The sequence below is a fragment of the Arsenicibacter sp. R0_47 genome, from assembly GCF_057652235.1.
Genome location: NZ_JBYFCJ010000020.1, coordinates 25,802 through 47,774 on the forward strand (window position 1 = coordinate 25,802; position 21,973 = coordinate 47,774).

General features: G+C 53.5%; 21 protein-coding genes. 13 read left to right on the top strand and 8 right to left on the bottom strand.

Annotated features, from left to right (window positions below; all coding sequences use genetic code 11):
* Positions 1-60 precede the first annotated feature (60 nt).
* Positions 61-459, top strand: coding sequence for a hypothetical protein (locus tag AC23NW_RS25145; protein ID WP_293837218.1), 399 nt, complete (start codon positions 61-63; stop codon positions 457-459).
* A gap of 192 nt (positions 460-651) precedes the next feature.
* Positions 652-1,623: an alpha/beta fold hydrolase gene (locus AC23NW_RS25150; RefSeq protein ID WP_487452921.1), complete on the top strand. Its 972-nt coding sequence runs from the start codon at positions 652-654 to the stop codon at positions 1,621-1,623.
* Positions 1,624-1,833: 210 nt separating this feature from the next.
* Here the strand turns inward: AC23NW_RS25150 and AC23NW_RS25155 are convergent, their stop codons facing one another.
* Together AC23NW_RS25155 and AC23NW_RS25160 are read right to left on the bottom strand one after the other, a co-directional pair.
* Positions 1,834-3,315, bottom strand: a complete 1,482-nt coding sequence (locus AC23NW_RS25155; RefSeq protein WP_487452923.1) for an ATP-binding cassette domain-containing protein — start codon at positions 3,313-3,315, stop codon at positions 1,834-1,836.
* 54 nt (positions 3,316-3,369) lie between these two features.
* Complete coding sequence (locus tag AC23NW_RS25160) at positions 3,370-4,293, bottom strand: EamA/RhaT family transporter (RefSeq protein ID WP_487452925.1); 924 nt, start codon at positions 4,291-4,293, stop codon at positions 3,370-3,372.
* A 150-nt stretch (positions 4,294-4,443) separates the two neighbouring features.
* Between AC23NW_RS25160 and AC23NW_RS25165 the strand changes: the two genes are divergently transcribed.
* Together AC23NW_RS25165 and AC23NW_RS25170 are read left to right on the top strand one after the other, a co-directional pair.
* On the top strand, positions 4,444-5,448 hold the full coding sequence (locus AC23NW_RS25165) for a 2-hydroxyacid dehydrogenase (RefSeq protein ID WP_487452926.1): 1,005 nt from the start codon (positions 4,444-4,446) through the stop codon (positions 5,446-5,448).
* A 65-nt stretch (positions 5,449-5,513) separates the two neighbouring features.
* The gene (locus AC23NW_RS25170; protein ID WP_487452927.1) at positions 5,514-6,302 is read left to right on the top strand and encodes a CPBP family intramembrane glutamic endopeptidase; all 789 of its coding nucleotides are present in this window, start codon (positions 5,514-5,516) and stop codon (positions 6,300-6,302) included.
* A 69-nt stretch (positions 6,303-6,371) separates the two neighbouring features.
* On the opposite strand, the gene AC23NW_RS25175 is transcribed toward AC23NW_RS25170, so the two are convergent.
* Positions 6,372-6,560, bottom strand: a complete 189-nt coding sequence (locus AC23NW_RS25175; protein ID WP_487452928.1) for a hypothetical protein — start codon at positions 6,558-6,560, stop codon at positions 6,372-6,374.
* Between AC23NW_RS25175 and AC23NW_RS25180 the strand changes: the two genes are divergently transcribed.
* The 4 genes from AC23NW_RS25180 to AC23NW_RS25195 all read left to right on the top strand — a co-directional run bounded on the left by AC23NW_RS25180 (position 6,551) and on the right by AC23NW_RS25195 (position 8,818).
* Entirely contained in the window at positions 6,551-7,132 is a 582-nt protein-coding gene (locus AC23NW_RS25180) for an RNA polymerase sigma factor (protein ID WP_487452930.1), read from the top strand. The two genes, AC23NW_RS25175 and AC23NW_RS25180, sit on opposite strands and share 10 nt — an antisense overlap.
* A 36-nt stretch (positions 7,133-7,168) precedes the next feature.
* Positions 7,169-7,462, top strand: coding sequence for a hypothetical protein (locus AC23NW_RS25185; protein WP_487452932.1), 294 nt, complete (start codon positions 7,169-7,171; stop codon positions 7,460-7,462).
* Between the two features lie 8 nt (positions 7,463-7,470).
* Positions 7,471-8,004 carry a Spy/CpxP family protein refolding chaperone gene (locus AC23NW_RS25190; protein WP_487452934.1) on the top strand — a complete coding sequence of 178 codons (534 nt, stop codon included), beginning with the start codon at positions 7,471-7,473 and terminating at the stop codon, positions 8,002-8,004.
* A 136-nt stretch (positions 8,005-8,140) separates the two neighbouring features.
* Entirely contained in the window at positions 8,141-8,818 is a 678-nt protein-coding gene (locus AC23NW_RS25195; RefSeq protein WP_487452936.1) for a PepSY-like domain-containing protein, read from the top strand.
* 240 nt (positions 8,819-9,058) lie between these two features.
* Here AC23NW_RS25195 and dinB read toward each other — a convergent pair whose 3' ends face one another.
* A complete protein-coding gene (dinB, locus tag AC23NW_RS25200) occupies positions 9,059-10,138 on the bottom strand; it encodes a DNA polymerase IV (RefSeq protein ID WP_487452938.1) in 1,080 nt (359 codons plus the stop codon).
* 101 nt (positions 10,139-10,239) lie between these two features.
* On the opposite strand from dinB, the gene AC23NW_RS25205 reads away from it, so the two are divergent.
* The 3 genes from AC23NW_RS25205 to AC23NW_RS25215 all read left to right on the top strand — a co-directional run bounded on the left by AC23NW_RS25205 (position 10,240) and on the right by AC23NW_RS25215 (position 12,983).
* A complete protein-coding gene (locus AC23NW_RS25205) occupies positions 10,240-10,803 on the top strand; it encodes a hypothetical protein (RefSeq protein WP_487452939.1) in 564 nt (187 codons plus the stop codon).
* A gap of 141 nt (positions 10,804-10,944) precedes the next feature.
* Positions 10,945-12,576, top strand: a complete 1,632-nt coding sequence (gene ggt, locus AC23NW_RS25210) for a gamma-glutamyltransferase (RefSeq protein ID WP_487453037.1) — start codon at positions 10,945-10,947, stop codon at positions 12,574-12,576.
* A 149-nt stretch (positions 12,577-12,725) separates the two neighbouring features.
* A complete protein-coding gene (locus AC23NW_RS25215; RefSeq protein WP_071502852.1) occupies positions 12,726-12,983 on the top strand; it encodes a hypothetical protein in 258 nt (85 codons plus the stop codon).
* Between the two features lie 72 nt (positions 12,984-13,055).
* Here the strand turns inward: AC23NW_RS25215 and alaS are convergent, their stop codons facing one another.
* Positions 13,056-15,890, bottom strand: a complete 2,835-nt coding sequence (gene alaS, locus AC23NW_RS25220; RefSeq protein ID WP_487452941.1) for an alanine--tRNA ligase — start codon at positions 15,888-15,890, stop codon at positions 13,056-13,058.
* A 181-nt stretch (positions 15,891-16,071) separates the two neighbouring features.
* Between alaS and AC23NW_RS25225 the strand changes: the two genes are divergently transcribed.
* Positions 16,072-16,464 (top strand): MerR family transcriptional regulator, encoded by a 393-nt coding sequence (locus AC23NW_RS25225; RefSeq protein ID WP_487452942.1) that lies wholly within the window; start codon positions 16,072-16,074, stop codon positions 16,462-16,464.
* Here the strand turns inward: AC23NW_RS25225 and AC23NW_RS25230 are convergent.
* Together AC23NW_RS25230 and AC23NW_RS25235 are read right to left on the bottom strand one after the other, a co-directional pair.
* Positions 16,461-18,263, bottom strand: a complete 1,803-nt coding sequence (locus AC23NW_RS25230) for a cytochrome-c peroxidase (RefSeq protein WP_487452944.1) — start codon at positions 18,261-18,263, stop codon at positions 16,461-16,463. The two genes, AC23NW_RS25225 and AC23NW_RS25230, sit on opposite strands and share 4 nt — an antisense overlap.
* Positions 18,264-18,325: 62 nt before the next feature.
* Positions 18,326-19,813 (bottom strand): PhoX family protein, encoded by a 1,488-nt coding sequence (locus tag AC23NW_RS25235; RefSeq protein ID WP_487452945.1) that lies wholly within the window; start codon positions 19,811-19,813, stop codon positions 18,326-18,328.
* A gap of 171 nt (positions 19,814-19,984) precedes the next feature.
* Here AC23NW_RS25235 and dprA point away from each other — a divergent pair, with 171 nt between their 5' ends.
* The gene (dprA, locus tag AC23NW_RS25240; protein WP_487452947.1) at positions 19,985-21,100 is read left to right on the top strand and encodes a DNA-processing protein DprA; all 1,116 of its coding nucleotides are present in this window, start codon (positions 19,985-19,987) and stop codon (positions 21,098-21,100) included.
* Here the strand turns inward: dprA and AC23NW_RS25245 are convergent.
* Positions 21,097-21,969 carry a glycosyltransferase family 2 protein gene (locus AC23NW_RS25245; protein WP_487452948.1) on the bottom strand — a complete coding sequence of 291 codons (873 nt, stop codon included), beginning with the start codon at positions 21,967-21,969 and terminating at the stop codon, positions 21,097-21,099. The two genes, dprA and AC23NW_RS25245, sit on opposite strands and share 4 nt — an antisense overlap.
* Positions 21,970-21,973 lie beyond the last annotated feature (4 nt).

Below are 21,973 nucleotides of genomic sequence, written 5' to 3' on the forward strand. Positions count from 1 at the left end.
TGTTTTAAACCTTTACCGGCCATGCCTGTCCAACCCACGTAAACAACAACGAACAACGAGATGAAAACCGGAATAATCTTCGCCCTGGCAGCCAGCCTTTTTGTTGGCGCCTGTACCAGTCAACGCCCAACCACCAGCGGCCGCTATGACGGCCCTTACGGTGGCCGCTATGAAGGCCGCAATGACCGGCGATCCGACAATGACCGTTTTGAAGAACGTATCCAGCAATATGCTAATGAACTGAACCTGAGCCGCCGTCAGATGCGTGATCTGGAGCAAATCCAGGACCGGTATAACCGTCGCGGGCTGACAGCGGATGAACGTAATAATCCGTCCGCCTATCAGCGGCTACAACAACAAAAACGCCGTGATTTAATGGCTGTACTGACACCGTCACAGCAGAACCAGCTGCGTGATATGCTACAGCGGGATCGGGCGTACCGACAACGTCGGGGATAGCAGACCCGTCGTTCACCCACCGTTCAGGAGCGCCTTCGGGCGCTCTTTTGTTTTTACACTACTCTTGTCATTTAGTAGTTTAGTTTGGGTTCATCGGGAAAGATGCGGACCTTTGTCCGGGGTATGCCCTGCCTGACCCTCCGGCAAGGCACGCCCGGTAAACTTTTCTTTCTCTGTAAACACGTTTGTCGAATGCGGTATTATCAATTTCTTTTCATCATTCTTTTTACTCTTAACACCGCCACGTTTACGGCTCTGGCCCAGCAAACAGAAGGCATTACGTATCCTTATCCGGTACAGACGCTGAGTTTTCAGCTGGAATCACAGCCCGTTAAGATGGCCTACATGGATGTCAAACCGGCCCGGTCAACCGGAAAAGTTGCGGTGTTGCTGCACGGTAAAAACTTTAATGGTTTTTACTGGAAAGGCGTTATTCAGTACCTCACGGGGCGAGGCTACCGCGTCATCGTGCCTGATCAGGTGGGTTGGGGCAAGTCCAGCCACCCGAATATTCACTACAGTTTTCACCGGCTCGCGGCCAACACCAAACACCTGCTCAATACGCTGAAAATCACAAAAGCCACGATTATCGGTCATTCGATGGGTGGTATGCTGGCGACGCGGTTCAGCCTGATGTATCCGGAAAGCGTTGAACGGCTGGTACTCGAAAACCCGATCGGGCTGGAAGATTACAAGACTTTTATCCCCTACCAGCCTCTTGAAACACTGTACAAAAAAGAGCGGTCGGCTACTTATGAGTCGTACAAACAATACCAGCAGACGTATTATCCGGTCTGGAAACCGGAATACGAAGATCTGGTAAAAGCGCAGGCAGCCGACCTGCAGTCACCTGATTTCAAAAACATTGCGTGGACCAACGCGGTGACCTATCAGATGATTTATGAGCAGCCGGTTTATTACGAATTTGAAGCGGTTACCGCGCCGACGCTGCTGATTATCGGGCAGGAAGACCGGACTGTGGTTGGCAAGAACATTCTGCCGAAAAACGAACAGACTAAATACGGGCAGTATCCAACGTTAGGCCAGGAGACAGCAAAACGTATCCGGAACGCCAAACTGGTCGAACTCGACGGCGTCGGCCATATTCCGCATATTCAGACACCGGACCGGTTTGTGAAGGCACTGGGGGAATTTCTGAAATAAGTTTTGAACCACGAAGGCGGGAAGAACCGGAGCGGCACAAAGATTTTTTGGTTACACACCGCAGGTTTAACCACGAAGGCGGGAAGAACCGGAGTGGCACGAAGATTTTTTTGTTATACACCGCTGGTTTATCCACGAAGGCGGGAAGAACCGGAGCGGCACAAAGATTTTACATTGTGCCGCTTCGTGCCTTCCCGCCTTCGTGGTTTATCATTCTATTGTACCAACACCCTCGTGCATCCGCAGCATCTGACTTACGCAGCGCGGAATTTCGTCGGCATAATGGGATACGTACAGCAGCGTGCGCTCCGGCGACTCGCAAAGCTCATCGACCAGATCGCGGAAACGGGCGGTGTGCATCAGGTCAAGACCCTGACAAGGCTCGTCTAACACCAGCAGCGGCGGATTTTTCACCAGCGCCCGCGCCAGCAACACCCACCGCTGCTGACCCGTCGATAAATCGGCGAGCCGCTTCAGGCGCAGTGTCTGAATCTGGAGCAGATCAAGCGCAAAATCAACGCGGTCAGCCTGCTCATCGGTTAGTTTCCGGAACAGACCGGCGGTATCGAACAAGCCTGACGCAATTACCTTCCAGACCGGCTGTTCGCGCGGAAAGTATAAGTGTAGCTCGGGCGATACAAACCCGATGTTTCGTTTAATGTCCCAGATGCTTTCGCCTTTGCCCCGCTTCCGGTCAAAAAGGTCATAATCATTGCGGTACGCCTGCGGGTTGTCGGCCGTAATAAGGCTGAGCAAGGTTGATTTTCCCGAGCCGTTCGGCCCCAGCACGGCCCATTTTTCGCCGCGTTTCACCTGCCAGTCCAGCTGATTCAAAACCACTTTTTCACCATACGAGACTGTCACCTGCCGCATCGCAATGGCATTGGCAAAGGTTGCTACCGGCGGACGTTCCAGCCACTCGCGCAGCCGTTCCGGATTGGTCAGCGGTTCATGGCTTTCTTCACCCGCCAGCGGGGCACCGGCTTTCGGACCGCTGTACGTGACCCGGCCATCTTCCAGCACCAGCACATGGGTGATAGAGGCGGGCAGATCGCGCACCGTCGTTACCAGAATCAGGCTTGTACCTTCGGCGGCAATCCGGTCCAGCGTACTGTGCAACCGCTCGCGGCTTACGGTATCAAGTCCCGTAAACGGATTGTCGAGCAACAGCACCTTTGGCCGCCTGAGCAACGACCGGGTCAGCAGCGTCCGGCGGGTTTCGCCATTCGAGAGTGACGTTAACCGGCGCTGAAGCAAATGACTGATGTGGGTCCATGAGGCCACTTCCTGCAACCATTCTTCCTTATACCGTGGCGGGGGCAGCGGCACGGATTCCGGATCAACCGTACCCACCGGCCGGACCTGTTCCTGGAGAACCTCCCACACCGTCGGAGCCTCAGCAGCCGCGTCGGCATTGAAGCGTTGCTGGTAAAACTGCGCGGCGGCCGACACATTCCGGTCGAAGCGATAGTCGTTGGCGACCCGTTCAACGGTGTCGCGGAGGGGGCCGGTGTGTTGATATTGACCGGAAATGACAGGTAATTGACCCGACAGCGTTTCCAGAAAGGACGTTTTACCGGAGCCCGTCGGCCCGATCACTGCCCAGTGCTGGCCGGGTTCCAGCGTCCAGTCAACCTGATGGAGCACCGGCCCCGTCGGCCGCCGAACCGAAACATTCTGTAATACAAGCATTCAGTTTATACGATTTATAAACGGAGACACGGTTAACACTGCCCTCCGTTTCGCTTAGTTGTCTAAAAAAGCCGCCAGCTCCTGCCAGGAAATCATACCGATGGCCAGCACCGCTACCCCTAACCCGATTTTATTAGCCGTTGACAGCCGTTCCTGAAAAAACAGCAGGGCCACCAGCGCAGCCACGACAATGACGCCGATGTTGTAGAGCGGGTACACAAATGCGCCGTTACTACCGAAATACGACAAGGCGAGCAGCAGGGTATAAAAGCTCAGGTAATTGGGCACGCCCAGGGTAACGGCACCGATCAGGCTCCGCAGCTCAATTTTTTCCTTCCCCTGAATCACGCGCACAACCATCATGATCATACCGGCAATGATCGCCCCCAGCACCATTGTCAGGGTGACAACGGCCGTCTGATCGGTCGAGGGAATGTAGTTGAGATTGATGTAATTAATCAGTGTGTTGGTCGTGCCGTACATGATAAATACGGCAACCGGCAGCAATACGCCCGGGCCGGTCCGTGGTTTAGCGGCGCTAGGTTCTGCATTGGCAGGGCTTTTCTTCAGCGTACTGAGCGCAACGGCCACCAGTGCCAGCACCAGCCCCGCATAGTTGATCAGGTCGAAGGTTTTCCCGCCGGTGTTGAATACAAAAAGGCTGAAACAAACCGGAATCACCAGCGACAGGTTATTGGCCAGCGAGGTGGCGGTGATACCCATTTGCTGGGTTGAGGCACCTGAGAGCAGAAAGGTGACAATAAAACCAACGCCCAGGCCCAGCGACAGCCATGTCCAGGTCTGCCCGAAATCGACCGAAAAATGCTGACCGGCAGGCATCAGAAAATAGCCGGTTGTGAAGCAAACAAGGTAATTAAAAACGATTGCCTGAAACGTATTGATGCTGAACCGGGGGAATAATCTGAAATTGAGGAGCAGAATTACCGACAGTAAAATACTCAGGATCAGGTAGATCATACGAAGTCGAAGCTAGGTGATTATGTGAGGCTTACTAAAAATTTGCGGAAAATTAAACGATCTGCGCGACAATGCCAGCCTGCTTGTTATCATCTTCTGCCCGGAAATCCGTATTTAGCTTTGTCTTTTGAATCAACCCTGCGCTCGCGTATGAAAACCAAAATCACTTTTTTCAGCACCAAACCCTACGATATCGCCTTTTTTGACAAGGCCAACCACGACGATTCGCTTGAGCTCTGCTACCTCGACACACACCTGAATCCGGCCACGGCTCAGCTGGTTCAGGGCAGTGAGGTCGTTTGCCTGTTCGTGAACGACAAAGCCGATGCGGGCATTATCAACACCTTCGCGAAGGCCGGCGTTAAGCTGATTGCCCTCCGGTGTGCGGGCTACAACAACGTCGATCTGGCGGCCTGTAAGCAGGCGGGCATTGCGGTTGTACGGGTGCCGGCCTATTCGCCCTATTCAGTCGCCGAGCATGCACTGGCCCTGATCCTGACGTTGAACCGCAAAACGCACAAAGCCTTTAACCGCGTCAGGGAAGGTAATTTTGCCCTCGACGGCCTGATGGGCTTCGACCTGCACGGACAGACCGTCGGGCTCATTGGCTTAGGAAAAATCGGCCGGGTGACGGCGCAGATTCTGCGCGGTTTTGGCTGCACCGTGCTCGGTTACGATGTATACGAAGACGAGGAAGCAAAACAGATTGGTGTCTCCTATGTACCGCTGGATACTTTGTTGTCGCAGTCGGACATTGTCTCGCTACACTGCCCGCTGACGCCCCAAACCCACCACCTGATCAACGCCCAAACGCTCGCGAACATGAAAAACGGGGTGATGCTGATCAACACCAGCCGCGGGGCTTTAATTGATACCATGGCCGTTATTCAGAGCCTGAAATCCGGTAAAATCGGCTATCTGGGGCTGGATGTGTATGAAGAAGAGGCGGATCTGTTTTTTGAGGATTTCTCGGGCAAAGTCATTCAGGACGATGTGTTTTCACGACTGCTGAGCTTCCCGAACGTGCTCATCACCGGTCATCAGGCTTTTTTCACCCGCAACGCCCTCCAAAACATTGCCGAAACTACCCTTTCCAACATTCATGCCTTTCTGCGTGGCGGGCCACTGGCGAATGAAGTGGTTTTTAAAGAGTGAAAGACAGATTGAGCGAAAGAGCGATCGCCGAAAAATGAAGTAGTTTATTTTATATACACCTACAGATGAAACAGCTTATCCTGTTTTTTTCGCTTGCCTATTTACTTTCGTGGGTGATCTGGCTACCGTTGTACGGGCAGGTTTTCGGCTTGCCGGTTCTGCCCGTACTGCCGTTTCATCACGGCATTGGCTCCCTTGGCCCCCTTCTGGCGGCATTCATCACCACGTACATATTTGAAGGATTAAACGGGGTAAGGCGATTAGCAGCCCGATGCCTTAGCCTCCGCCCTGTTTTGTATCTTCTGGTCGCTTTCTTCAGCCCGTTTCTATTGGTTGCTTTCAGCATGCTGATCAATATGCTGGTAACCGGCACCTGTCCGCAAATCAGTGAACTGTTTCATACACCCGAGTTTCCAGGCTTTACGTTTGTTCAATTCTTCATCTTCAACTTAGTGTTTTATGGATTCGGCGAAGAAACGGGTTGGCGGGGCTTTGCACTGCCCCGGATCCAGCAGCATTTAAGTCCTTTCGTTGCGGCTCTGGTGATGGCCGTTTTCTGGGCGATCTGGCATTGGCCGCTTTTTTTCTACCGTCCTGGTATGATGGCAATGGATGGTGCCGGAATCGTCGGCTGGTTTATGAGCTTATTGACCGGCAGCATCCTGCTGACATGGCTTTATAACAGGTCAAAAGGCAGCATACTTATTTGTGCCATCTTCCATTCCACCATCGACATCGCCTTTCTGGCCGATTCTGCCGATCAGCACATTATAAACTATCTTGGTGCTTTTATTACCCTTTGGGGCATCTGGACGGGTATATGGATGGTAAAGAGTGAAAGGGCGAAAGAGTGAAAGAGTGGCTACCGCTCGACAGCCGCCAGCCCTACCCAGTCCGCAACCAACAACAACCACCAGCAACAATCAACCAACCACCAGCAACAACTCAGAAACCACCAGCAACAACTCAGAAACCACCAGCAACAACTCAGAAACCACCAGCAACAAGCCAGCAACAAAAAATTCTACAACTTTTTTTGATTTCCCCCGCAAGTTTCCCGTCACAACCGCATCTAAACTTTTGAAACCGCCCGGATAACCGTTTGGAAACACAGGAACTCATCGTCGGATTACAGCGCGGAAGCGAGATAGCGTTCCGGCATTTGGTAGATACCTACCAGCGCCGGGTCTACAACACGGTGCTGGCCATTGTGCAGCACCCCGACGATGCCGATGATGTGACGCAGGAGGTGTTTGTGACGGTTTTTGAGGCTATCAAACAGTTTCGGGGCGATGCACAGTTATCGACCTGGCTGTACCGGATTGCCACGACCCGCGCGCTGGAAGCGTACCGGAAAAAACACGCCCGGAAGCGATTTGCTTTTCTGACCAGCCTGTTTGGCGGAGACGACGGGGAGGATTCCGGCGAACGGTTGCATCCCGTCGAGTTCGACCATCCGGGCATTCAGCTGGAACAGCAGGAACGGGCACGGGTGTTATTTGCCGCCATCAACCGGCTTTCTGATCAGCAAAAGGTAGCGTTTACCCTCTACCATGTAGAGGGGTTGAGTTACCAGGAAATTACCGAAGTCATGCAGACGTCGCTTTCATCGGTGGAATCCTTGTTGTTCCGGGCTAAACAGAACCTGAAAAAACAGTTACACAGCTATTACTACAACGCGTAAGAGAAGCCGGCCCGCCGGCATAAAACCAAAACGCATATGGAAGACGAACTAGAAAAAACACTGCATGCACTGGATGGTATGGAACGGGCAGAGCCGAAGCCTTTTCTCTACACCCGCATTCAGGGCAGGCTGGAACGACGCCGGGCTGATACCTATTCCCGGATCTGGCAGCTCAAACCGGCCTATGTCATTGCCTCTGTTGCGCTGCTGATCGTCCTGAATGTGGCGGCGATGCTGGTCTACAGCCGGTCGCAGCGGCAATCCGGTACGGCTAAGCCGTCGATTGATGCCGTGGCCTCCGATTACGGGCTCTCATTTGACATTCAATAACTACGGCTATGGAAACTAAAACGCTTATCCGCTGGCTGTCAGGCGTCATTGCTATCCTGGTTTTATTAAACCTTGGTCTGATTGGCTGGATGTTTTTCGGACACAGCGGCATGCCGCCCGGAGCAGGCGGACCGGCAGCTTTCCGCTTTTTAGAGCGGGAACTGGCCTTAACGGATCAGCAGGAGCAACTGGTTATTGCTTCCCGCGAAGCCTTATCGGAGCGGTCACGTCCTCTGGAAGACAGCGCCCGCGCTTTACGGAAACAGCTCTTTGCCCTGACCAGGCAATCGCCGCTGCCGGTTGCCGAAGCGGATCAGATTACCCGTCAGTTAGGTAACATCATATCGCAACTTGAACGCAATCGTTTCCAGCACTTTAAAGAAATCCGCGATGTGCTGAATTCTGATCAGCAAAGCCGCTTCGACAATATTCTGGATGAACTGGCGCAACGGCAGGGGCCGCCGCCAGGGCCCGGACATGGCAATGGAAATCGTCCGCCGGATGATCGTCCTGGGCCGCCTGACGGACCACCAGGGCACTAAAAAAATCGTCTACCCCGCAAGTTTTGGTAAACACCTGCATCTAAACCAACAACAACACGAAAAAACGCATGAAATAACTGTACGGGTCCTTCAGCCACTTCACTATTTTTTATTTCACGTTTTAACAATCACGACAATGCAGAAGACAATTTGTCTTGCAGCGCTCGGGCTGATGATCAGCCTGATGGCCTGCAACAAGGATTCCGTTGCCCCTTTAGTTGACGGCGCCGCCAGGGCCGGTGCAACCAGTGCCGCACCCGATACGACCAAAGGCCGTCCGGCACCGCCAACCCCGATTGAGATCAGTGCCCTGCCCGCCACCATCACCAGCGCCATCAGCGCCAGTTATGCAGGCGCCACCATCGAACGGGCCGGCAAGGACAAGGCCGGTAACTATGTGGTTCTGATTATCCAGAATGATCAGCCTAAAGGCCTGCTCTTCGACGCGTCCGGCAAATTCCTGCAAGTCCTGCCCCCTCCGCCTCCGGGTGGCCCGCAACAGGGTGGCCCGCAGTCAGGTACGGCTACACCTCCAGGCTCCGGTACCGGCATGGGTCCCGGTCCCCGGCCAGGCCCTCCGGGGTCAACAACTGCCCCGGCACCGCCAAAACTGACCGAGATTCAACTCACTGCCCTACCGGTAGCGGTAACCGATTACATCAAAAGTAAGTACGCAGGTGCTGACATTAAAAAGGCTGGGAAAGACGAAGCGGGTAATTATGTAGTTCTGATCAGTCAGAATAATCAACCCAAAGGCTTACTGTTTAACAGCGCCGGTGTATTCCAGAAAGAACTGCCGCCACCAGGAAAGTGATTGAATGATTGAGTGATTGAGTGATCCTGACGGCAGCATCACTCAATCACCATCCAGCAACCGCCAGAACCATCCAGCAACCACCAGAACCATCCAGCAACCACCAGAACCACACAGCAACAATCAGAACCACCAGCAACAATCAGAACCACACAGCAACAATCAAAACCACCAGCAACAATCAGAACCACACAGCAACAACCAGAACCACCACCAATAAAAACATCAGCAACAAATAACCTAAAAATCCAGCGTCAGCTGACGACCCTCCAGTTCATCGAGGGATTCGAGGTTGGAGAGGGTGACGCCGAGGAGCCGCACACCTTTCGGGACCGGATGCAGCGATTCGAGCAGGCTGTAGGCCAGCCGCTCAAAAAACGGTTTGTCCAGAATGGCTGACAGCGCCAACTTACTGCGCGTAATCTGCTGAAAATCGTCAAACTTCACCTTGACCGTTACCGTTCGGCCGGCAATACCACGGTTGGTGCAATAGTCCCATACATCGTCGATCAGCGGCCGTAGTCCGTCTTCCAGTTCGGCGGGGGTAAACAAATCATGTTCAAACGTATTTTCGGATCCCGACGACTTTCGGATGCGCTCCGGATTTACAGGCCGGTCGTCGACTGCACGGGCAATCTGGTAGTAATAGCCACCGGACTTCCCGAAATGACGGCGCAGAAACGCCTCGGTTTGCTGCCGCAGATCGGCACCGGTATGAATTCCGAGCTGGTTCATTTTTTCAGCCGTCACGCGACCGATGCCGTGAAACTGACCTACCGACAAACGCTCAACAAAGGCCTCTCCCTGAGCAGGTTTGATCACGTAAATACCATCCGGTTTGCGGTAATCAGAGGCCAGCTTGGCCAGAAACTTGTTATACGAAACCCCTGCCGAAGCGGTCAGGCCGGTTTCAGCCTTAATTTTTGCTTTTATTTCTGTTGCTATTTCTGTTGCCGATACACCGCCATCCTGATAAGCCGTCACATCCAGATAGGCTTCATCCAGCGACAAAGGCTCAACCAGCGGGGTATATTCCTCAAAAATCCGGCGGATCTGGGCCGAAACACCTTTGTATACATCAAAGCGCGGCGGCACAAAAATCAGGTGTGGACATCGCTTTTTAGCCGTCACCGAGGCCATTGCCGACCGCACCCCGAATGTCCTTGCTTCGTAACTGGCTGCTGCCACTACCCCACGCGCCCGCGAACCACCAACAGCTACAGGTTTGCCCCGCAACGCCGGATTGTCCCGTTGCTCCACGGACGCGTAAAAGGCATCCATGTCAATGTGGATAATTTTGCGAACCGTATTTGTTGTCATAAAACAAAAATAAGCACACCGCAGGTTTATAAAAACTATCGCAGGTCTTTGAAAACCAAAACCAGGTTTGTAACTTTTCTATCCCTAAAATTCTCAGACCTATGCGCCCTATTTTCTACCTGTATGCCGCCCTGCTGGGCATGTCGGGTTGTGCTCCCCGCCCTCAGTCTCCTGTAACGGGCGTGACAGACACCGGCATGTCACGCCCTGCCGGCCAGCATGATGAATACTACGTTGCCCAACGGAGTGGTCCGGCCTCCTACTCGCGTAAACTTCTTCCCGACCCCACCAATGGTCTGGGCAGCACCAGCGACCCGAATATCCGTGTAACAGACATTCAGCTGACCGATCAGTATACTATTCTGCACATGGTATTTAAAATTGATCCGAACCGCGACTGGAGCGTCACCAGCAGCCAGATTTCGATACAGCCTAAAACCAAACTAATTGCCGTTAACAAGCTGAAAAGCTACGAACTGATTAAAGCCGAAGGCATTACCCTGTCGCCGGACTATACCGAAGTACACGCTAACAAAGAGGTACAGTTCCGGCTTTATTTCCCACGGCTCGATAAGGGAATCGAAGAAATTAACATGTACGAATGTGCCGACACCGCCGAACAAACCTGCTGGAATGTCCGCGGCATGCACATCGTCAACCCCTGAAACCCGTACATTAAGCGGCACTACCGAAAGGGCAGGCCGCTCTTTCACTCTTTATCTCTTTCACTCTTTACCTCCGTGAACAAACTACTACTTACCCTGACACTTTGCTTACCGGCAACGGTATTTGCTCAGGACCGCCTGATGGGCAAGGCATGGGCTACCCGCTCGGTCGTAATGGCCCAACGCGGCATGGCCTGTACCTCCCATCCACTGTCAACTCAGGCGGCGATTGAGGTTCTCAAAGCCGGTGGCACCGCGATTGACGCTGCCATAGCCGCCAACGCGATGGAAGGCGTGGTTGAACCCCATGTCAACGGCATCGGCGGCGACCTGTATGCGATCGTGTGGGACGCTAAAGCCAAAAAACTATACGGCCTGAACGCCTCGGGCCGGTCGCCGTATTCGCTGACACTCGACGAATTCAAAAAGCGGGGATTGACACACATTCCGGCGACGGGTCCGCTGCCGGTTTCGGTACCAGGCTGCGTAGATGGCTGGTTTGAGCTCCACAAGCGCTTCGGGAAATTACCTATGGAAAAGCTGCTGTCCAACGCCATTCACTATGCCCGTGAAGGCTATCCGGTGCATGACGAAGCATCCATTTCGTGGGCCAGTATGGTTAGCCGCCTCGGGAATCTGCCGAACGTAAAAGAGACCTATGCACCCAACGGGGCAGCCCCGAAACGCGGCGAAATTTTCAAAAATCCGGCCCTTGCCAACACCCTCGAAAAGATTGCGAAAGGGGGCCGTGATGCGTTTTATAAAGGCGATATTGCCCGCACAATTGATGCGTTCATGAAGCGGGTCGGGGGTTTTCTCAGCTACCGCGACCTGGCCGAACATACGTCCGACTGGATTGAGCCGGTTTCGACCAGCTACCGGGGCTACGATGTGTGGGAGTTACCGCCAAACGGTCAGGGGATAGCAGCTCTCCAGATGCTGAATATTCTGGAAGGCTACGATTTCTCGAAAATTCCGTGGGGTAGTCCGGAGCATGTGCACCTGTTTGTGGAAGCCAAAAAACTGGTGTATGAAGACAGAGCCAAATACTACGCCGATCCGGCCTTCGCGCAGATCCCCGTAAAAGAGCTGATTTCAAAACCCTATGCAAACGAGCGCCGGAAACTGATTGACATGAACCGTGCCCTGACGAAGATTGATGCCGGTTCGTTTAACGTGGCGCTGAAAGACGGCGACACCATTTACCTGACCGTTGCCGACGGCGAGGGCAACATGGTATCGCTGATTCAGAGCAATTTCCGAGGCTTTGGGTCGGGCATGGTGCCGGACGGTCTTGGCTTCATGTTTCAGGATCGCGGCGAGCTGTATTCGCTTCAGGAAGGCCAGAATAATACCTACGCGCCCCACAAACGGCCGTTTCATACCATCATTCCGGCCTTCGTGACGAAAGATGGGCAGCCATTTATGAGCTTTGGCGTGATGGGCGGCAGTTTCCAGCCGTTGGGCCATGTGCAGATCATCATGAACATGATCGACTACGGCATGAACCCGCAGGAGGCCGGCGACGCCCCCCGTATTGACCATCAGGGGTCATCCGAGCCGACCGGTGAGAAAATGGAAGGTGTCGGTGAAATCACCCTCGAATCGGGCTACTCCTACGAGACCATCCGCGACCTGATGCGCAAAGGCCACAAAATCGGTTTCGGCCTCGGCGGCTACGGCGGTTATCAGGCCATTATGTATGATGTGAAAAACAAGGTGTACCACGGCGCCACCGAATCCCGCAAAGACGGACAGGCGCAGGGATATTAATTTCCCACATCCCATCCCGTACGGGCGACCCCACGTGGTCGCCCATCATTCGGATTAAAACCCGGATTAACCTTTAGTTAAACTAGTTTGTGCCGTAAACCTTTCCTGAATCTGGTTGTTGACTGAATAAACACTAACTACTGGAAGCCATGGAAAAGACGCCAAAAACTTATATTGCAGAAGTAGTAGCTGTAGATCAATATGGCAACGAAACGCAGACAACTGTTCCGATAAAAGCAATCTATGAGCCAATTCAGGCCGATATTGAAAATAAGCTAAATGCGGACTACCCTCACCTGACGCACCGTGTTGCTAAGCTGGATGAACTGAAAAGTCCGGAGCAGGTAGAGGATTGGCACCATTCATTCATGGGGGTCCTTTTTGGCGAAGACGTTCACAAAAAGTAGCATTATCCGTTAAATGTCAAAAGGCGCCGATGGCGCCTTTTGACATTATAAATAATACGAAAGTTAGTCCCCTTACGCCAGCACCTCGCGGCCTTTGGCAAGGGCGGCATCGAGGCCGCTTGCGTCAGAACCACCGGCTGTGGCAAAAAACGGCTGACCGCCGCCACCGCCTTTAATCTCGCGGGCGAGTTCTTTCACGATCTGACCGGCCTGTAACTTCTTGCCCTGAATCAGGCTATCCGGCAGCATTACGGCAAGTTGCGGCTTACCGTTCACGTCGGCACCGAGCACCAGGGCCAGATCATCAATTTTCGCTTTCAGATCGTAGGCCAGCTGCTTCAATGCATCAGCCGACGGAACGTCAACACGCTCCACGATCAGGGAATGACCCGTAGCGGTCTGGCTTACTTTTGTCAGCAACTGCTCTTTCAGCTGCTGTACTTTTTCGTTTTCGAAGCCTTCGATTTTCTTTTGCAGCTGACTGCGTTCCTGCAACAGGCTTTCCACCGCTTTGACAATGTCTTTCGGGGCTTTCAGCAGTTCTTTCAGCTGGTCCAGAATGGCCTGCTGCTCGTTCAGCATGGCCAGTGCCCGCTCCGACGTAACCGCTTCAATACGGCGTACACCGGTCGATACGGATCCTTCTGACGTGAACTTAAACAGACCGATCTGGCCCGTTGCCGACACGTGCGTGCCCCCGCAGAGTTCAACCGAATAAGCCGGATCAAACACGATAACGCGGACAAAATCGCCGTACTTCTCCCCGAACAAAGCCATGGCGCCCAGTGCCTTCGCCTGATCAATCGGCACATTCCGGCGCTCGTCGAGCAGGATGTTTTCGCGGATTTTAGCGTTTACGATCTCCTCTACTTTCGCCAGTTCTTCGTCGGTCACCTTGGTAAAGTGGCTGAAGTCAAACCGCAGGGCGTCCGGCCCAACGTATGAGCCTTTCTGCGCCACGTGCGTACCCAATACATCCCGCAGGGCGGCGTGCAGCAGGTGCGTGGCCGAGTGGTTGCTGCTGGTCAGTGTCCGGCGGTGGGCATCGACCTGCGCCGATACTGCCGTGGCCTGCTGCAACGCCTCGTCGATGTTTTTATCACTTGAAATCAGAATCGACAGGTCGTTTTCCTTTTTCGTATCCGAGATGTTAATGACCTTCGTTTCGCCGCCGACGGTCAGCGTCAGTGTACCGGTATCACCGATCTGCCCGCCCGATTCGGCGTAGAACGGCGTCGGGTCAATCACAATCTGGTACTGCGTACCTTGTTTATTCTGCACTTTCCGGTACTTAATGATCTGGGCATCAGCTTCGGTCTGATCGTAACCGACAAAGCTTACGCCGTCGTTGTCGTCAACGAGTTCAACCCAGTCACCGGCCGACGAAGCGGCATCTTTGCGGGAACGCTGCTTCTGCGCCTGTAGGTGTTTTTCATAGTGGAAAGTATCTACCTTCCATCCATTCTCTTTTGCAATCAGTTCAGTTAGATCCAGTGGAAAACCAAATGTGTCATTCATTCTAAACGCCACTCCACCAAAAACTGTCCTCTCATCTTCAAAGGCTTTAAATAAACCTTCGGGATCAGGTGTTTGGGCCATTTTAGCAACCTCATATATATATCTTCGGCGATATTCTATATCATTAAGATATTTCATCAATTCCTCAATACCTAGTGATAAAGTACGAAGGAAAACCGCCTCTTCCTCACGAATCACCGTGGCTACAAAATCCTGCTGGGCAATCAGCTCCGGGAACACCCCGTCGAACTGCTTCGCCAGCGTCGGCACGAGCTTCGTCATAAACGGCTCGGTAAAGCCCAGATACGAGTAGCCATAGCGAACGGCACGGCGCAGAATCCGGCGGATTACATAACCGGCCTTCGCGTTCGACGGCACCAGCCCGTCGGCAATCGCAAACGAAACCGCACGGATGTGGTCGGCAATCACGCGCATAGCCACATCAGCGTATTCGCGCGGTGTGCCGCCGTAGACTTTTCCGCTCAGCTCTTCAATGACCTTGATGGTGTTGGTAAATACGTCCGTGTCGTAGTTCGACATTTTCGCCTGAATCGCCATACACAGGCGTTCAAAGCCCATACCTGTATCGACGTGTTTGGCAGGCAATGGCACAAGTTGTGTCAGTTCCAGATGTTTCTCTGCACGAGCTACTTTGAAGGCTTCAGGATCTCCTTTATAGCTTTGAGACCATGCTGTTAATTCAGCAGCACCGCCTTTTTCCGGATTCCAAATGCGCTCAAACTGCATAAAGACCAGGTTCCAGATTTCAACCACCTGCGGGTGATCGGCGTTAACCAGCTCTTTACCCGGCTGTGCGTCTACATCGGCCTGCGGGCGCAGATCGACGTGGATTTCCGAGCACGGACCACACGGGCCGGTATCGCCCATTTCCCAGAAGTTATCTTTTTTATTGCCGAGGATAATCCGCTCTTCACCAACAATCGGGCTCCACAGATCCCACGCTTCCTGATCGAACGGCACATTGTCTTTTTCGTCGCCCTTAAACACCGACACATACAACCGGTCTTTCGGCAGTTTGTAGACTTCGGTCAGCAGCTCCCACGCCCATTCGATGGCTTCCTTCTTGAAATAATCACCAAACGACCAGTTGCCCAGCATTTCGAACATGGTATGGTGGTAGGTATCAAAGCCTACATCTTCAAGGTCATTGTGTTTGCCGGACACCCGAAGACACTTCTGCGTATCCGCGACGCGCTTCGACGGTGGTGTGCCGTTGCCCAGGAAAAAGTCTTTAAACTGCGCCATCCCTGAGTTATTAAACATCAGCGTTGGGTCATTCTTGGCTACCAGTGGCGCCGACGGTACAATGAGGTGATCTTTGCTACGGAAAAAGTCCAGAAAATGCTGGCGAATCTCGGAAGATGTCATAAAAATCGGACGGCAGACTCAGAAACGTGAATTGGTAACGCCGGCCGTATCAATAACGAGTCTGTCGCATAATGTCTGTCGGTCCGGCATCTTTGTCGCAAATTTACGTTATTTTCATCGTTTGATACGAAACAATCCTTGCTCACCGGCAAGCAATTGCATAATTCCCCCTTGATTTAGTATGGATTCGTCCGGGAAACGTTTTTTTGGCATTCAGGAAGTAGCCGAACAGTTTGGAGTTAATGCCTCGAAACTGCGCTACTATGAAAAAGAATTTCCGAGTTTAAAACCACAGAAAAACCGCTCCGGCGAGCGGATGTACTCCCAGAGCGACATTGACCACATCGCCGAAATCATCCATCTGACCACCGAAAAAGGCATGAAGCTGGCGGCCGTTAAAGCCCATCTCCGGACCAAAAACACCCGCCATGACGAGAACAAACAGATGATTAACAAGCTGGTCAACATCAAGAAGTTTCTGGAAGAGCTGCGTAATTCATTGCCGGATGGCTCTCAACCCAAAGAGGTTACTGCCGCCGGGCCTCCTCCGGACAATTCCCGGCCGAAGCCTTAAAGCGCTTTCAGGAAAGCGATTAATGCCTTTTTCTCGCCCAGGCTCAGCTTCAGCGGTTCTGCGGGTAATGTCTGATTGTCCAGTTCAAACCCCAGTCCGGTCCCGCCCCCTTTGTCGTAGAAATCAACGACCTGCTCCAGCGTCCGGTAAATGCCGTTGTGCATGTAGGGAGCGGTTTGTCCGATATGCCGGAGCGTCGGCGTTTTAAACGCATGTTTTAAGGGTCCGACCTTTACGTATGCATACCGCCCGATGTCGGTATCCAGCGTTTTGTTATCCGCACCGGCCGGTACGCCGATCACTTCCGACTCGGTTTTTGTAAAGCCCGGCGGCACAGTTCCGTTAAACAGCGGCATAAAATGGCAGATTCCGCATTTAGCTTTGCCCATAAACAGGTTGAACCCGTAAATTTCTTCGGCCGACAGCGCCCGGTCATTCCCCCGCATGTAGTGATCAAACCGGCTGTTGAACGACAACAGCGTCCGCTCATAACCGGCAAGTGCATTCTGAATCTGCGCCGGCTCAATGGCCCCCCGATGGGCCGGAAAGGCTTTTTTGAACAACGCTACGTATTCCGGTGAACGCTGTAAGTCAGCGGCTACCTGTCGCAGCGAGCCGTTCATTTCGCCGGTATTGTGCACCACATCGAACGACTGGCTTTCGAGCGTCGGCGTCCGCATGTCGTAAAACTGCCCCGCCTGCAACGCCGCATTCAGCAATGTCGGCGTGTTTCGGGCCACAAGCCCGTTGCCCGTCAGGGTTGTATTTTTGGCTAACCCATCGGTAAAGGCGCGGTCGGGCTGATGGCAACCGGCACACGACCGCTGTTTATTGGCCGACAGAACGGGGTCGAAAAACAGTTTACGCCCCAGCTCGACTTTGGCCGGATTCATACGCGCATCGGCGGTGGTGGCATAAGCGTCGGCATCAAAAGCCCCGACCGCAAATAAGGTAGCAGCCGAGGACCGTAACGGCCGCCGATCGGTCAGCACCGGCACCGACAGTTTTTGCTGCAAGGCCAGCAACTGCTCCGATACCGGATTGGCATATTGCCGGATGAACCTGGCACGGTCAAACGAATTAAAATCCGGATGCTGGTTCAGGTACGCCACTGCCGCCTCAAGCTGACGAATCAAGGTATCGCCTGCGGGCAGCGTTTTTGCATAGCCATGCAGGTATTGCCGGATATGCTGCATACTCACAGCCGCTTCCGGAATAGCGGTCTGACACAGCGGCGTATCAAATCCACTGATCCCCAGTGTCATGATACGGAATACCTGCAACCGCAGGGCATCAAACACGTGGGCATCGGTCACTGTGGTCACCGCCCACAACTGCCGGCAACGGGCTACTTCACGGCGCAGTTTCCGGATTTCTGCGGTCAGCATCTCCCGCTGCGTCGTATCAACTTCAGGGTAAAGTAGTTCTTCAATGACCTGAAACCCTTCCGGCTCAAATGCCTTGTTTTCTTCCGCTTCGATCTCAGGCAAAGGCGGTCCGTTGATTAAGCGCGACGTTGCCGGAAAAAAGTATTCCGAGAAGGGCTCAATGCCTTTGTACAGTTTACGGCAGGCCAGAAATGCCCGGCGCAACTCTTCGGGCGCGGCTCCCTGTGCGGCGGGCAGTAATAAGGTCTTTTCGATCCGCGCATCGAGGCTGTCGAGCTGCCGGGTAACCTGCCCTTTCAACTGTTCTGTTGGCCTGAACAGCAGTTGTCCGGCTTGCCGGATGCTCAGAAAACCGACCGTCAGCAGGGCGACCAGACTTATACCCGCTAACACCAATCCGTTCTGCTTCATAGGATTAACAAAAGAAGCCCCTCACACACAGGCATGAGGGGCCGGTTTTCAGTTAAATTGGATTAGCGGGGAATGCCTCGAACGATAATAGTCTGACCACCTTCGGCATAAGCGCCTGTTGCGGCATCAGACAGACTGGTTGCCTTGCTCACGGAGCTGCCATCGGCATTGCTGTATTTCATGTCACGCCAGGTGTGCGGGTGCAGGTTGATCATGAACGTATTCGGCACGCCGACGATGTCTGAAATATCGAGCATCGCACCATACTCCCATGAGCTCAGCAGGTTCGTATTTACGGAGTTATACTTCGCGTTAAACGTAGCATCTGTCCGGCGGTGATTCATTTCGATCATCGCTTTGTTCTGACCGGTTGCGATATTGAACTGCCAGATGCGGCCATCGTGTTTGTTGTCCAGATAGAACGAGTCGCCGTCTTCCTGAATGTAAACGTAATTTTCGGTTACGCACAGGTTATCCGGGTTCACAATGCTGTTGCCCGGATCAACCTCACCGTCGATGACCGGTGTCAGCTTACCCGCCAGCGGATTGGCGGCGTCCAGCACCAGCTTGTACACACGCCCCCACATGGTTTTACCGGCAATCGGGTCTTTCTGAGCAGCCGCAACACCGGTTGCGGTAAAGTAAACCTCGCGGCTGTTAGCCCCGCCGCCCTTGCGGTAATCCACATCTTCGACACGGGCAAACTGAATGGCTTTTTTCTCCACCGACAACGAAGCGATCTGCGCACCCGTCAGGGTTTTCGCATTATCGACTTCCACGAACTCAACGTCGTACGACTGGCCGACTTTCATGTTTGTCTCAACAGGGTCCTGGCTTTTCTGACGCAGGAAGTAAAGTTTACCATTCTGCAGATCACCCACGGTGTTCGAAACATACGCCAGCAGCTGACCGTTTGAATCATCTTCACCGATGATAATCACCGTTTTACCGGCAAAGGCATCTTTCGGCAGCGGTACGGCATTTTCCATCGACGCCTTGCCGAGCGCAGGCAATACACGGTCTTTGTTTTTCACCTCGGCAGCACCCACCGGACTGATCGCATGCACCATCGACTCGGCACCACTCTCTCCGGCAGTCAGAAAAACAGGGCCAAAGCCGTGCACGTCAGGCGTTGCGAGGGTAGCCGAACAAAGCCGCCAAACTCCGCCTTCGTAGTTGACGATGTACTCCCCTTTTACCGGTTTCAGCGTTTTGTCGAGGTAAACGCGTGATGCTGACCGCAGGTATTCGTGGTTGGTCACGAAAATGTAGCCGTCACTAGCCGGGTCTTTCATCAGACCGGCACCGTCGGGCTGGCCACCGTACACAAAGTTCGGCGACTGTTCCAGTTTGTCGTCTGAGCTGATCAGCGGCAGTACCTCAAGGCTCTCAAAGCCCGTCATTGTTTTAACCAGCGACGGATTGACGGAATGCGCCTTGAAAACAATGTTTGAATTTACCCCGTTCGACGGCTCATCCGTTGAACAGGCGAAGAAAGCCGTTACGCTTAAGACAACGGCTGATACTTTAAGAAGGTTGGTATTGTACATGTAGAGTAGATAGATGATTACCTGAATCACCTGCAAAATTCTACTCCGGAGATTACTTCAATATGAATGAAACATAAAGATACCGTGTCCATTTAACGGGTTTTACCGTCACAAGTGAAGCCAATGTAACATTGGTACGTGTTCATTACACGAATTCTTAATAATAAGCCTGTGACCGACGAAAAACTCCACCAGATTGCGTTAACGCTTGTGCCGGGCATCGGCGACATCCTGATCCGTCAGTTAATCAGCTACTGCGGCTCGGCGCAGGATGTATTCCGGAGCACTCCGGCCAGATTACAGAAAATACCGGGCATCGGGCCCGCTACGGCGCATGCCGTCCTGCATACACCCGTCCGCCAGGAGGCCGAAAAAACAGTGCAGAAACTAGACCGGATGGAGGCAAGGGCCTTATTTTATACCGACGAAGCCTATCCCAAACGCCTCAAAGACCTGTACGACGCACCGGTAATGCTCTATGCGCAGGGCACGGCCGACCTCAACGCGCGCCGGACACTCGCCCTGGTCGGTACACGGCAGGCAACAGACTACGGCCGCCGGGTTACGGAAGACATTGTGCAGGGTATGAAACCGTACGGGGTCAGCATCATCAGCGGGCTGGCCTACGGTATCGACATCATTGCCCACCGCGCCAGCCTCGCCGGTCAGCTGCCAACCATTGGTGTCATGGCCAGCGGGCTGGATGTGATTTACCCGTCTGTGCACCAGAAAACGGCCCAGGAAATGCTTATTCAAGGTGGTTTGCTGACTGAAAACCGGCCTGGCATCAAGCCCGACGCGCGGTTATTTCCGGCCCGTAACCGGATTATTGCCGGTCTCAGCGACATGGTTGTTGTGGTTGAGTCGGCGGCCAAAAGCGGGAGCCTGATTACGGCCGAATACGCGAATAACTACCACAGAGAGGTTTTTGCGGTGCCGGGGCAGCTGAATCAGACATTCTCCCTGGGCTGCAACAAACTGATCCGCGAGAACAAAGCCCGGATTTATACCAGTCCCGACGACCTGATTACGGCCATGAACTGGGATCAGCCGGAACAGGCCGGCCGGACGGGTAAATCAACCGCCAGCCTGCTGTCGCATCAGTTTACGGAGGAAGAAAGCCAGGTTGTTGCCCTGCTCCGGCAGCAAAACGACCTGCACATTGACGACCTCAGCTGGAAAAGTCAGATTCCGATGGGTCGCCTGGCTTCTCTCCTGCTCAATCTCGAATTTCAGGGTATCATCAGGGCGCTGCCCGGCAAAAAATACCAGGTCGTCTATGTTTAGCGCAGCAGTTTGTAGTTCCGGTATTCGCCGACGCGCCAGCCCGTCCAGCGCTGGATAGCCATCAGAAGCCGGTTTTTAGGCGAATATTTTTTCTGCTTAATGTCGAAGTCGAACAGCCAGTTCATGCGGTCGACGCGTTCCTGCATGACGGCGGGATGCGTGTCTTTGAACAGCGCCAGGGCATCAATACCGGAATAGTCGAATGTCTCGGCCCGTTCAAGCACACCGTCCATTTTCGTGTCGTCATTCCACAACCGGCCGAAATCACGGAGCTTGGCTTTCTGTTTATCCGGCGGTTTCACCCAGCCATAATGGTAAACCCAGGCATCGATGAGTTTGACATGCAGCTTTTTGTTCTCAACTGTCCGGAAGCCCTGCGCATCGCGGTAGGCTACGACATTGCCCGTCGGCCGGATCACACGGATTTCGCGGCGGTACCAGCGGCGGGAATCGCCCACGTAGCGGTACGACCCGTAAAAATGCAGGTAGTTAAACAGCAGCCCCTCTACTTCGGGCTGGTTCAGGTACTGCTCCATGGCCTGCCTGACCACGGGCAGGTACTTTTCGTGGATTACCTCATCGCCCTGAATGTAAAAGGCCCAGTCGGCATCGGGCGAAATGGCGGCCAGGGCCTTGTCGGTTTCCACCGCCAGCACCCGTCCGCCTTCCCGCAGACTATCGTCCCAGATGGTGTCAATAATGCGGATTTTAGGGCTCAGGCCGGCTACCAGCTCGCGGGTACCATCCTCCGAATTTCCGACGGCGACCACCACTTCATCGCAAACCGGCAGAATTGACCGGATGGCTTCGACAATCGGATAATCGTATTTCAGGGCATTCCGGATAATGGTGAATCCACTGACTTTCATACTG

Excerpts from the sequence above, each read along its gene's own strand:
- AC23NW_RS25145 (WP_293837218.1), top strand. The coding sequence starts at position 61 with ATGAAAACCGGAATAATCTTCGCCCTGGCAGCCAGCCTTTTTGTTGGC.
- AC23NW_RS25150 (WP_487452921.1), top strand. The coding sequence starts at position 652 with ATGCGGTATTATCAATTTCTTTTCATCATTCTTTTTACTCTTAACACC.
- AC23NW_RS25155 (WP_487452923.1), bottom strand. The coding sequence starts at position 3,315 with ATGCTTGTATTACAGAATGTTTCGGTTCGGCGGCCGACGGGGCCGGTG.
- AC23NW_RS25160 (WP_487452925.1), bottom strand. The coding sequence starts at position 4,293 with ATGATCTACCTGATCCTGAGTATTTTACTGTCGGTAATTCTGCTCCTC.
- AC23NW_RS25165 (WP_487452926.1), top strand. The coding sequence starts at position 4,444 with ATGAAAACCAAAATCACTTTTTTCAGCACCAAACCCTACGATATCGCC.
- AC23NW_RS25170 (WP_487452927.1), top strand. The coding sequence starts at position 5,514 with ATGAAACAGCTTATCCTGTTTTTTTCGCTTGCCTATTTACTTTCGTGG.
- AC23NW_RS25185 (WP_487452932.1), top strand. The coding sequence starts at position 7,169 with ATGGAAGACGAACTAGAAAAAACACTGCATGCACTGGATGGTATGGAA.
- AC23NW_RS25190 (WP_487452934.1), top strand. The coding sequence starts at position 7,471 with ATGGAAACTAAAACGCTTATCCGCTGGCTGTCAGGCGTCATTGCTATC.
- AC23NW_RS25195 (WP_487452936.1), top strand. The coding sequence starts at position 8,141 with ATGCAGAAGACAATTTGTCTTGCAGCGCTCGGGCTGATGATCAGCCTG.
- dinB (WP_487452938.1), bottom strand. The coding sequence starts at position 10,138 with ATGACAACAAATACGGTTCGCAAAATTATCCACATTGACATGGATGCC.
- AC23NW_RS25205 (WP_487452939.1), top strand. The coding sequence starts at position 10,240 with ATGCGCCCTATTTTCTACCTGTATGCCGCCCTGCTGGGCATGTCGGGT.
- ggt (WP_487453037.1), top strand. The coding sequence starts at position 10,945 with ATGGGCAAGGCATGGGCTACCCGCTCGGTCGTAATGGCCCAACGCGGC.
- AC23NW_RS25215 (WP_071502852.1), top strand. The coding sequence starts at position 12,726 with ATGGAAAAGACGCCAAAAACTTATATTGCAGAAGTAGTAGCTGTAGAT.
- alaS (WP_487452941.1), bottom strand. The coding sequence starts at position 15,890 with ATGACATCTTCCGAGATTCGCCAGCATTTTCTGGACTTTTTCCGTAGC.
- AC23NW_RS25225 (WP_487452942.1), top strand. The coding sequence starts at position 16,072 with ATGGATTCGTCCGGGAAACGTTTTTTTGGCATTCAGGAAGTAGCCGAA.
- AC23NW_RS25230 (WP_487452944.1), bottom strand. The coding sequence starts at position 18,263 with ATGAAGCAGAACGGATTGGTGTTAGCGGGTATAAGTCTGGTCGCCCTG.
- AC23NW_RS25235 (WP_487452945.1), bottom strand. The coding sequence starts at position 19,813 with ATGTACAATACCAACCTTCTTAAAGTATCAGCCGTTGTCTTAAGCGTA.
- AC23NW_RS25245 (WP_487452948.1), bottom strand. The coding sequence starts at position 21,969 with ATGAAAGTCAGTGGATTCACCATTATCCGGAATGCCCTGAAATACGAT.